The 11,512-nt window shown below is 52.4% G+C and carries 11 protein-coding genes and 2 riboswitches; all 11 genes read left to right on the forward strand.

Translation table 11 applies throughout. The features are described 5' to 3' along the window. Positions 1-45: 45 nt before the first annotated feature. The 11 genes from gspG (at position 46) to ACR02O_RS10685 (ending at position 10,968) form a co-directional block, all read left to right on the forward strand. Complete coding sequence (gene gspG, locus ACR02O_RS10635; protein ID WP_033159026.1) at positions 46-477, forward strand: type II secretion system major pseudopilin GspG; 432 nt, start codon at positions 46-48, stop codon at positions 475-477. Then, entirely contained in the window at positions 462-1,004 is a 543-nt protein-coding gene (gene gspH, locus ACR02O_RS10640) for a type II secretion system minor pseudopilin GspH (RefSeq protein WP_445366313.1), read from the forward strand. Before gspG ends, gspH begins: the two co-directional genes overlap by 16 nt. After that, positions 1,001-1,378 (forward strand): type II secretion system minor pseudopilin GspI, encoded by a 378-nt coding sequence (gene gspI / locus ACR02O_RS10645; protein ID WP_494523345.1) that lies wholly within the window; start codon positions 1,001-1,003, stop codon positions 1,376-1,378. The genes gspH and gspI overlap by 4 nt, the downstream gene beginning before the upstream one ends. Beyond that, the gene (gene gspJ / locus ACR02O_RS10650; RefSeq protein ID WP_494523346.1) at positions 1,368-1,946 is read left to right on the forward strand and encodes a type II secretion system minor pseudopilin GspJ; all 579 of its coding nucleotides are present in this window, start codon (positions 1,368-1,370) and stop codon (positions 1,944-1,946) included. Before gspI ends, gspJ begins: the two co-directional genes overlap by 11 nt. Beyond that, positions 1,943-2,863, forward strand: a complete 921-nt coding sequence (gspK, locus tag ACR02O_RS10655; protein ID WP_494523347.1) for a type II secretion system minor pseudopilin GspK — start codon at positions 1,943-1,945, stop codon at positions 2,861-2,863. Before gspJ ends, gspK begins: the two co-directional genes overlap by 4 nt. After that, entirely contained in the window at positions 2,856-4,049 is a 1,194-nt protein-coding gene (gene gspL, locus ACR02O_RS10660; RefSeq protein ID WP_494523348.1) for a type II secretion system protein GspL, read from the forward strand. Before gspK ends, gspL begins: the two co-directional genes overlap by 8 nt. Further along, positions 4,030-4,545, forward strand: a complete 516-nt coding sequence (locus tag ACR02O_RS10665) for a type II secretion system protein M (RefSeq protein WP_458137120.1) — start codon at positions 4,030-4,032, stop codon at positions 4,543-4,545. Before gspL ends, ACR02O_RS10665 begins: the two co-directional genes overlap by 20 nt. Positions 4,546-5,244: 699 nt before the next feature. After that, positions 5,245-5,323: riboswitch (cyclic di-GMP riboswitch) on the forward strand. Positions 5,324-5,362: 39 nt separating this feature from the next. After that, positions 5,363-6,154 (forward strand): hypothetical protein, encoded by a 792-nt coding sequence (locus ACR02O_RS10670; protein ID WP_494523349.1) that lies wholly within the window; start codon positions 5,363-5,365, stop codon positions 6,152-6,154. A 100-nt stretch (positions 6,155-6,254) separates the two neighbouring features. After that, entirely contained in the window at positions 6,255-7,814 is a 1,560-nt protein-coding gene (locus ACR02O_RS10675) for a hypothetical protein (RefSeq protein WP_101052120.1), read from the forward strand. 109 nt (positions 7,815-7,923) lie between these two features. Beyond that, positions 7,924-9,513, forward strand: coding sequence for a ShlB/FhaC/HecB family hemolysin secretion/activation protein (locus ACR02O_RS10680; RefSeq protein WP_494523350.1), 1,590 nt, complete (start codon positions 7,924-7,926; stop codon positions 9,511-9,513). A 411-nt stretch (positions 9,514-9,924) separates the two neighbouring features. Continuing rightward, positions 9,925-10,968, forward strand: coding sequence for an IS110 family RNA-guided transposase (locus ACR02O_RS10685; protein ID WP_494522208.1), 1,044 nt, complete (start codon positions 9,925-9,927; stop codon positions 10,966-10,968). Between the two features lie 437 nt (positions 10,969-11,405). Next, positions 11,406-11,484: riboswitch (cyclic di-GMP riboswitch) on the forward strand. Positions 11,485-11,512 lie beyond the last annotated feature (28 nt).

Consider the following 11,512-nt stretch of genomic DNA (forward strand, 5'->3'; position numbering starts at 1 on the left):
CCCGCAGGCAGGGACCTGTTTAAACCAATCCGACTTTAAACCGTTATGAGCAATAAAAAACAGCAAGGCTTTACCCTGATCGAAGTGATGATCGTGGTGGTGATTTTGGGCATCTTGGCGTCCATCGTCGTCCCTAAAATCATGGGCAGACCGGACGAGGCTCGGGCCACGCGCACCTTGCAAGACATCAGAGCCATCAGCGCCGCACTGGACTTGTACAGACTGGATAACTTCAGCTACCCCACCACCGACCAAGGCCTGGAAGCTTTGGTGCATAAACCCGCCAATCTGCCGGCCGGCGCGCATTGGAAGCAGGGCGGCTATCTGGATCAACTGCCAGTCGACGCTTGGGGCAAAGCGTATTTTTATATGCAGCCCGGCGCGCACGGCGAATTTGATTTGTATTCCTTCGGCGCCGACGGTGTGGAAGGCGGCAGCGAAGCCGGCGCGGACATCACCAATTGGGCGCAAAAATAAGTCAGGTTGAGGGCGTGAAGGTTCGCGGCTTTACGCTGATCGAGCTATTGATTGCTATGGTCCTGATCGGCGTGATGAGCAGCATGGCGATGCTGGCGATGGGCAATGCTGATCACAGCCAGCAGCAACAATTGGAAATTCAGCGGCTGGCGAAATTGCTGGAGCTGGCTGAGCAGGAAGCGATGATACGCGGCGACAGTATCGGTCTGGAATTGGTCGGTCAAGGGTATAGGTTTCTGTCGCCGACCCAAGGCAAGTGGCGGCCGGAGAATACTGATGCGGTCTTCAGACAACGGGATTTGCCAGCCGGTATGACCTTGGCATTGACCCTGGATGAAAAGCCGGTGTACCTGACTAAGCACTTTGGCAGCAAAGTGCATCCAGAGCCGCAGATTGTATTTACCCCGGACGGGGCCTCCGACGCATTTAAAATTGCCTTGGATTTAGCAAAAAGCGATCTCCGGTTTTGGCTGAGCAATACGGCGGACGAGGGCTTGGCCATTTCCAGCGCCGCTCTCAAGCCATGAAATACCCCGGCGACGGCGGTTTTACGCTGTTGGAGGTGCTGATTGCCTTGGCCCTGTTAGTCATCCTAATGGCCGGCTTGATCAAAATTACCGCCGATAACACCAAGAACCTTTGGTATCTGGAAAACAAAACCATAGCGGCGACGATAGCTGCCAATCGTGCGGTGCAATTGCGTCTGGATACCGAAAAGCCGGAGAACCAGGACGGCTGGGAAACCATGGCCGGGCGGCGTTGGTATTGGCAAGCCAAGCGCGGCGTGACGCCGAGTCTCGGCGGCACGGTCTGGGATTATCGGATTGAAGTGTTTCTGGAAGGCGATAAGTCGGCTTATGCCGGTCTGCTTAGTTATGTTCCGGCCGGCCATGCACAATAGCGCCAGTCGAGGCTTCACCTTGTTGGAAATCCTGATCGCAATGGCCGTGTTCGCGATCATGGCGGCGATGGCTTACGCCGGTTTGGGTGCTGTTTTGGACGCCAGAGCCGGTACCGAACAGCGCTCGTCCAGCATCGCCGCGTTGCAGCAAACCTTGTATTTGCTGAACGAAGATTTAGCCCAGGCTTTGCCGCGCTCGATTCGGGACGAATTGGGTAGCGAGCAGCCGGCATTTTCCGGCGGTAATGGCGAGGATTTGCTGACTTTAACCCGCAGCGTGCCGGAATGGTCGGCGTTGTCGATGCGAAGTGATCTGCAGCGTGTCAGTTATCGTCTGGAAAACGGCAGTTTGTACCGGCAGGTCTGGACCGTGTTGGATCGCACTCAGCAGACGCAATTTCGCCGGAAAAAGTTGCTGGATGTTAATGCGCTTGAATTGCGCTTTTACGGCAGCGACTGGACTACGCATTGGCCGGCAGACGGCAGCGGATTACCCAAAGCGGTGGAAGCTAATTTTAACTTGGCCGGCTTGGGTGACATTCGCCGGCTGTTTCTGGTGCGGGAATGAGGTCGCTAGATCAGAATCAACGAGGGATCGCGTTGATCACGGTGATGCTGATACTGGCTATCGCCACGGTCGCGGTTGTGTCCATGTCCAGCGCGCGGCAGCTGGATATTCGCCGCACTGAAAATCAACTGCGCAGCATGCAAGCCTGGGAATATGCGTATGGCTTGGAAAGCTGGGCGATTGGCCGGCTGTCGGGTGATGTCGATGGTGTGGATGATACCTGGTCCAAACCGCTGGCAACGACCGTGGTGGCTGGCGGCACGATGCAAGCCGGCATTGAGGATTTGCAAGGCCGTATAAATCTGAACAACTTATTGGTCGAGGGCAAAGTATCCGTGCCCGATGTAAAACGCCTGGAACGCTTGTTGGCGCAGCTAAAGCTGAAAACCGAGCTGGTGCAGGCAATCACGGATTGGATCGATGCAGATATGGACGCTGGCTATCCGCACGGTGCGGAAGACGACACCTATACCCGATCTAAGCCCGGCTACCGCGCCGCGAACCGGCAATTTGCAGATGTCAGCGAGTTATTGCTGGTACAAGGCATGACGCGCGAGATTTATTCGAAATTATTGCCGTATGTGTATGTGGTCGACGGCTACGCGCCGCTGAATATCAATACCGCCAGCGCCATGGTGTTGCGCTGTTTGGCGGACGACATCAGCGCCGATCAGGCGGCATCCATCTTCAGAGCCAGAGGCAAGCCTTTCGAAAAAGTCGCCGAGTTTTTAAAGGACGAGGCGGTTGCCGATGCCGGCATCGGTAAATACGGCTTGGGTGTCAGTTCGCAAAACTTTTTACTACAAGGGCAAATCGATATGGGCAAAACCCATTTGCAGTTTGAATCGCAATTGCAGCGCGATAGTGGTGGCGCGCAAGTGGTGAAGCGCCAGCGCCAGGGCTTGGCGCATGGCTGAAAAACTGCTGGTCAGATTCATCGCAGGGTCTGCCGACAACCTGGAATGGTTGAGTCTAGCCGGGCCGGATAGCCAGCCGGCATCCGGCACAATCGCCGAGTTGGCAGCGGCCGCGCAGGGTAAGTCCGTGCTGCTGTTATTGCCGGCTGCCTCGGTGTTGTTATTGGAAATCGAGCTGGCCGTTAAGACCACCGCGCAACTGAAAAAGGCTTTGCCGTTTGCCTTGGAAGATTTACTGGCCGAGGACGTGGAAAATTATCATCTGGTTTGGTTAAAGCAGGACCGGGATAAACTCGCCGTGGCGGCGATTACGCACGACACATTAGCGGCGCGGCTTACTCCGTTTCGCGAAGCCGGTTTAGAGCTGGCAGCTGCGTATCCGGAAACCTTATGCCTGCCGTATCAGCCTGGACAAACGACTTTGTTGCTCGAAGAAAGCAACGCAATTTTGCGCAGCGCTGCTTATTTGGGCGGCGGCGTGGATACGCAATTTCTGCCGCAACTGCTGGAAAAAGCCCGTGCCGAAGGTGCTGATTTTCAGACTTTATTGATATGCAAAGCCAGCGAAGACCGCAAGCTGCCTGACGGTTTGGCAAATACCTGTTTGGAAACAGTCATAACAAGGCCTTTGCCATTCATGGCGAGCGCTGTCGAATTGTTACCGGCAGAGCTGAATGTGTTGAGCGGTGCCTATGCCGTCACCAGTCGAAAGGTAGGCCGCTGGCAACAGTGGCTGCCTGCAGCAATTATTTTGGGTGCAGCTTTGGCGGTGCAGAGCTACGCCGTATTGCATACCTACTGGCAACAGCAAGCCGAGCTGAGCGAGTGGGAAGCTAAAACCCAAGCGCTGTTCAAACAAAGCTTTCCCGAGGTGAAACGCATCGTCAATGTCAAAGCCCAAGCCGAGCAACAATTGGCGCAGCTCAGAAAACAACACGATGTCATCGGTAGCGGTTTCATGCGCTTGCTTTACCGGTCCGGCTTGGTATTAAAAGACACGCCGGCCGTGCATTTGCAAAAACTCAATTTCCTGAACGGCGGTTTGCAGTTGCATGTAGTTGCCGATGACATAGGCCAGCTGGAGCAATTCAAACAACAACTGCAAACCAGCATGCAGGTGAAACTTCAATCCGCCGATAGCGGCGCAAACGGCGTGGAGGCGCAACTTGAGATTCGCGAAAAATGACATAGCGCAGCGTTTTGCCGAATTAACGCCCAGAGAGCGAGTACTGGCGCTGGGCGGTTTATTGGTCGTACTGGTGTATGGCGCATACCTGCTGTTTTACCAACCAATTGCTGAACAAAGCCGCTTGCTGAACCTAAAAATCCAGGCGCAACAGCAAATCTATAGCTATTTACAACAAGTCGGCAACGAAGCGGCGGCTTTGCGGCAACAAGCCGCGGTTGATACGCCGGCAGTGGATGGCGGTAATCAATCGCCGCTGGCGTTAGTCGATTTCAGCAGCCAACAGCTGGATATAAAACCGGCGATCAAACATCTGTCACCGGAAGGCGAGGACAAAGTCAGCGTCTGGCTGGAAAATCTGGCCTTCGACCGACTGATGTCATGGTTGACAATTTTGGAAACCAAACACCGCTTGCAAGTGCTGCAAATCGATGTGGAAAAACCGGCCGATGCGGACGGTATCGTTAACGCCAAAGTCTTGTTGGGCGTTGTTTAGCCCGCCTTCATATTAGCCTGGCCTTTAACGTCCGTCGCTCCCGCGCAGGCGGGAGCCCAGTGTTCCCAATCGATTGGTGAAGCGGTCGCAAGGCGTTTGCTTGTCGGGGAATGCCGTGTTCAGCGCACGCAGAGTTCGAAGCTTGCCATCCATGGCACCGGACGCCCTTATCCCGGCGGCATGACGGACTTTTTGGGTTTAACTAACTTGCTCAATAGTCAGCAAGGCCCTTGCCGTCGAGAGCTAGCGGCCACTAATACCTAGGCTACGCCGAAAATAGCTTTATTTGATTCCCGCATCCCAAGCTTCTCCCGGAGGGAGAAGGGGGTTCTTCCTTAACTGAATCGCACTGATGCGACCCCCGCAAACAGAATCTTAGATTTCATCGCTCCCTCCCGCCTAGGTCATCCGCTGAATTTTCGTGTTAGCGGCCGGCTTTGTAATACAGATGTATTACATGTCACGTTAATTTAACAATGCTGTAACCGAAACGCCGCTATTGCTCTGGAATAATTCGCGCCAAGTTGAGGGGTTGAGGAACGGCCGTTCAGCAAAGATTCGGGAGCAACTAGGGAACACGGACGGCACGAACAAGGAGCGGCGAAGGAAGAGGATAGGGAGGAGGCTAGGCGGAACATGGTCGCGGGGGCAACAAAGCGGCGCTGTCAGGATGTTAGATGGTGTCGAGTGCAATCTAAAGCGTGTAAAAGCCAAACTCGTTGTGAAGCGGGGACGGAAAGTCACGGGTCTTGCAGGTCAAGACGGCTGGGCTGTCACCTTATGTCATTAATCGAAATTTAAACATGAGGTTTTAAAAATGAAATTGTCTAAAAAATTGTTGGCAGTTGCAGTATTGGCAGCGGCCGCTTCAGGCGCCGCGGAAGCGCGTATCCAAGCTATCGGCGATGCAACAGCAGACGGTAGTGAGTTTTTGTTTAACCTGGTTAACTACACAGCACAAAACTCTTACACGCTGGATTTGGGCATCACTGTTGAACAATTTTTGGCTAATCCTAGCCAACCATTGTCATTCACACTGAGCGACAACAACTTCCAATCGTTCGCTGCTGCTTACACTGCCGGCAACAACGTTACTTGGGGTGTTTCTGGTGGTCATGGTGTATTGAATGAATTGACCGACTTAGCTAAATTTGGTTTTTACACCACTTCTGTAGTGCCTTCACCATCCAGCATCGACGCGAACGCTCCAGACATTAGCAACACGATGGGTAAATGGAATGATTTGGTCAGCTATATCCAAACTCAAGATGCTAACAGCAACAACTTGAGTACCTTCAAAACTGTCGGCCAGCAAGGATACACAGCTGTTTACGGTAACGATTTCCAAACTGCCTTGCCATTTACCGCGCAAGGTCAGTTAGGCACAGCATTGTCTTTTGTTCGCGAAAGAGCCAATGCCGATGACTTCGACACCGGCGAATTAGTCACTTTCCCAGGCGTATGGAATTTCGCAATCAACGGCAACGTCGGTTCTTTGACCTATACCGCTGCGCCTGCTGCTGTGCCACTACCTGCTGCGGTTTGGATGTTCGGCGCCGGTCTGATGGGTGTACTGCGCGCCACTCGTCGTAAATCGCTGGCGGTTTAATTCCGTAAGCGGCTTGAGCCGGCCGGATTCTGTTTTGCTGGTTCCCCCTTCATGAACGGGTCGGCTCACACTTTAAATTTAATCCATTGAGAGATATACAATGAAAAAGCAATTATTGTCTGCTGCTATCGCAGTGGCTTCTCTGGCAGGTTTTTCGCAAGGCGCATCCGCGCATGCGCCAAGCGTTACGCCGGATATCGAAATCTTCATGTCCGGCGCTAGCGCGCAAGACAAAGCCCTGGCTGCCTTGTTTGTGAACTTGTGCGACGCCGGTACTTTGGATGTATTTAAAGATAACGGTACAGCGGGTTCCGAAGGTAAAAACCATAGTGCTTATTTCTGCACACTGAACTCTACTAACGTACCCGGCCTGACCGTCAACGGTTCTGCGGCAACCACGGCTAAAGTCCTGTTCCACAAACGTTCTGCCGGCGGTTCTGCGCAAGGCGTTAACCCGCTGATCGACGGCGTGGCGATTGCGGCGATGCGTATCGACAACGGTAACTGCACGCAACAAGGCGCGACCAACACTTGGTTTTGCAACGCCAGCGGCGCTAACCTGACCAACGTGCTGTCCGATGCCGGTATTTCCGATGTCGAGCCAAAATTGTTCGTCGGTCCTAACAAACCTTCAAACGCCAGTGCAGTTGATCCAGTAGCTGCCGACGCGGCTCTGAACGTAGTACCTGCTGCGGCCTTGGTATTTGGCGTGCCGGTTTCCGATAACTTGTATGTGGCTTTACAAAGAGCGCAAAACCTGTTGGCCGGTTTTGGCGGCAGCTGCGCACCGGGCGATTACACCGAAGCTTGTATGCCTAGCTTGAGCAAACAACAAGTGGCTGAGTTGATCTCCGGTCAAATCAAAAGATGGTCCGAGTTTAAAGTAAACGGCACGGCCTTAACCAGCTTGACTGCCGGTTTGACTTACACCGATTCCGACGGCACTGTCAGAAACGTAACCCCTAACGATACTAAAGTGCATTTTTGCAAACGTATCGACGGTTCCGGTACCGGCGCGCAACAGTACGTTAAATTCCTAAACAACCCTTGCAGCACGGCCGGTTTGAATCCTGACTGGGTAGGTTCTTCTTTGGCCGGTCCTGTGAAGCACGAAATTAGTGGTTCCGGCGATATGGAATTGTGTCTGGAAGACTTTGCCGACGGCGAAGCGGTGGCTAAACAAATCACCACGACTAACCCTGACGTGTTCAACACCGCGGTTAATACTGCCGGTAACAGAGGCTGGGCCATCGGTCAACAAAGCTTGGAAAACAATGCTACGCATGCCAAGCATTACCGCTTTATTAAAGTGGACGGTGTAGCACCGACTCTGGAACAAGCCTTCAGAGGCAAGTATATGGATTGGGTTGAGCAAACCTTCCAATGGCGTAAAGGTATCAGCGCGGATAAATCTACCGTCATCGCTAAAATCGCTGCCGATGCGGCTTCACCAACCATTCTGGCTACCGAGTTGAACATTGGTTTTGTTCACCCCTTCGGTCAATCAGGTTATCTGGCTATCGGTAACGGCAACAACTTCACCGACACCTTGAACGTCAATGCACCTGTTATGCCTTACTCGCATGCTGCTGCAGGTTCTTTGAGCAACTGCCAAGTGCCGGTTATCAAAGCATCTACCAACACCAACAAGCCGATGTAATCAGCATGTAACAAACCTTTAGTGTAATAGCTGGAGGTTCGCGCAAGGATGCGCATTGAATACAAACAGCCTTCGCTTGCGGAGGCTGTCTTTTTTTGCGATGGGTGAAATGAAACAACATTTGTTTTTAGGCTCGGTCCGGTTCGGTCTCGCGGCTGTGTTGCTGACGGCCAGCGCGCTTGGCCAGGCGGAAGAAACCGGCAATCAATTCGATTTACTGGAGCTGCGGATGAAGGGCAGCACCTTATTGGACCGGAAACTGGTTGAACGCACGGTTTACCGGTTTTTAGGTCCGAAAAAAACCATCGATACCGTGGAGGAAGCCCGTATCGCACTGGAAGAGCTTTATCGTAGTAAAGGTTATCAAACCGTCTCCGTGGATATTCCGGAACAGAATGTGGTCGGCGGCGTCGTGTATTTACAGGTGACGGAAGGTAAGGTGTCGCGCTTGCGGGTCACCGATTCTCGTTATTTCTCGTTGGGGGCCATTAAAGCCAAAGTACCTGAGCTGGCAGAGGGTAATGTTCCCAATCTACAAAAAATGCAGGAGCAATTGACCACTTTGGCCGGCGAGAGCCAGGATAGAACCGTGGTGCCGGTACTGCGCGCCGGTGAAACGCCGGGCACGCTGGAAGTAGATCTAAAGGTGAAAGACGAACTGCCTTTGCACGGCAAGGTGGAAGTGAATTCTCACAATACGCAAAACACCAGCCGCTTACGGACCTTGGTATCGCTGCGTTACGACAATCTCTGGCAAAAATTTCACAGTGCTTCGTTTATGTATCAAACCTCGCCGGAAAATCCGGACGAAGTGGAGGTTTTGGTGGGCAGTTATGTGCTGCCGGTCATTGATGACGATAAGCGCCTGGCCTTATACGCGGTCAGTTCGTCTTCTACCTCGCAAATTGCCAGCGCCGGCGCCTTATCGGTGATTGGTACCGGTGATATTTACGGCGCGCGTTTTGTGTCGCCGCTGAAGACCCTAAATAATTACACCCACACTGCGACGCTGGGCGTCGATTACAAAGACTTTAAGGAAGATTTGAATTTATTAGGTTCGGATACCTTAAAAACCCCTATCAGTTATCTGCCGTTCATGGCCCAGTACAGCGGCAATTACCGCGATGCCGAGTCTTTGCTGTCTTTCAATGTGGGCGTTAATTTCGCGATACGCGGCTTGGGCAGCGATGAGCAGCAGTTTGCCGACAAGCGCTTTTTAGCCCGATCCAATTTTATCTATCTGAGCGGCGGTATGGATTACCGGCATGACTTGCCATGGGGTATGGAAGTGGCGGCGCGCATGTCCGGACAGATCACCGATTCGCCGCTGATCAGTAACGAGCAGTTTTCTATGGGTGGCTATCAAACCGTGCGCGGTTATTTGGAAACTAATGCGCTGTCGGATGACGGCGTGACCGCCTCGCTGGAATGGTATAGCCCCCGGCTGGTGCCGGACGAATGGGACGAGTTCGACAAAATGCGGGCGCTGGTGTTTGTCGATGCCGGGAAAGGCTGGATTGTCGATGCCTTGCCCGGTAATGCTAACGAAATGGCGCTGGCCAGCACCGGCGTGGGTTTACGTTTCGATATGTTTAAACATGTGCAAGGCGAGTTTGATTTTGGCATTCCGCTGCTCGACCAAGGCACTGTCCGGCGCGGCGAGAATAGGGTGGACTTTAGGATTGCTACCCAATTTTAGGGCGCGGCGGCTGAATGGTTGCGGAAGACGGGAGCGAATTAACTGGTGTCTTTGGGTTATTCGCTCCTGTCGTAATTATTCAGTCAAAACAGCGTTAATGAATCGTAGGCTGGATAAGCGAAGCACGTCCGGCAATCGTGGTGGATGCGCAAGGCTTATCCACCCTTGTATGATGAATTTTAACAACCGATAGCCCAGAAAAACCGATTAAGCTGTGATTGTTCATTGGGAGGCCGTCCCACCCTGAGGACTGGTAGTTTACCAGAGCCTGTCGTGTAGATTGGCCCCCGCCCTATTCACCCATACCGTGGAGTATCCGAGGCTTAGAGCCTGCATACACAAGGAAGGTAGGTGCATGTGCAGGGTCGGGAACCGGTGAATAGTGTACTTCCCTTTAAACTGTATTTAAAAATGATGATGACGAACCGCTCGCTCAACACCCCCGCTGAATCTGTCCATCGCCTGTTTGCCGGCGTGGATGTCGGCGCCGACGAATTGGTTTTAGTGATCCGCAAGAACGGCAAGCCGTTCGACCCGCAAAAATATGCTAATACTCGTAGCGACCGTGCGCGTCTGGTGAATAAGTTGATCAAATTACCCGGCATCAAGGTCTGTCTGGAAGCCACCGGTATTTACCATTTCGATCTTGCTATTGCGCTACACGACGTCGGTGTACCTGTGATGGTGGTCAATCCCAAGGCTTCGCATCACTTCGCTAAGGTATTGATGAAAAACAGTAAAACCGACGCCGTCGATGCCAACACCTTGGCCGAATATGTCGAGCGCATGGATTTCGTCGCCTGGACTCGTCCTTCGAATCAAGCGCTGGCTTTGCGCGGCTATGCTCGCCGTATCGACGCGCTAACCGGTCAGAAGGCCGCCGCGAAAAATCATCTACATGCGCTGAGTGCGACCGAGGAAACGCCGAAGGCCCTACTACGCGATGCCAAATTGGCGATTAGTCAGCTGGAAAAACGCATCGATACGTTGGCTGGCGAGGCGCTGGCGTTGATCGACCAGCATCCGGAACTGCAACGAATATTCGACCTGTTGACCGGCATCAAAGGCATTGCCCAAACCAGCGCCATTGCCTTGATGGGCGAACTACTGCTATTGCCGCCCAACCTGTCGCATCGCGAATGGGTCAAGTTTGCCGGACTCGATCCCAAGGCCTTTGAGTCGGGCAAAAGCGTACACAAGAAAATGCGGCTATCCAAGGCCGGTAACCGGCATATTCGTTCGGCGTTGTATATGCCGGCCTTGAGTGCCAAACAGCACGATCCGCATGTGCGAGCGTATTTCCAGCATTTGATCGACAACGGCAAGAAACCTTTGCAAGCCGTCTGCGCCGTCATGCGTAAATTACTGCATGCGATCCATGGCATGTTGAAGCACGATCAGCCGTTCGATAACACACGGTTTTATGCCATCCCTGAATCCATCATCGCCGAGTAAAAAATGATGAAATTTGTTGCTTTTGAACAGAGTATCTACGCGGACCCTTAAGAATTAACGGTATTGCCTTCCGGGCAAGGCGTGTTTACGACAGCCTGCTGAGGGAAAAGGCACTATCAGTGGCTCCCTAGAGGGTCTCTAAAAAACTCGTCATTCTCGCGTATGCGGGAGCCGCAGACCGCGCAGCGAATCCAGGTTGTGGATTTCTCTGGGCAGCCGCTTTTGCGGGCAATACGATTATTTTAGATTATAGGTTTCGCTTAATAATATTACATATTTATTACAAAGCTATTTCATGTAATAAATATGTAATATTTTATATTGCCTTGATACTACTTTTGTACAGTTATTATGCAATGGTTTTAAATTAGTATTTATTCAGCATTTTATGCTTATTAAGGTAGTTAAAAGTTATTTTTATAATTTTTACCATTTTATTTAAATATTGCTAAACCCGTTGCGAAGCGGGGGCGGAAAGCCGCGGGTCTTGTCAGTCAAGACAGCCGGGTTGCCAACCGATTTTTTATGCGGTTGTTTCTTCGAT

The sequence above is a fragment of the Methylomonas sp. PHL2-19 genome (assembly GCF_059331595.1).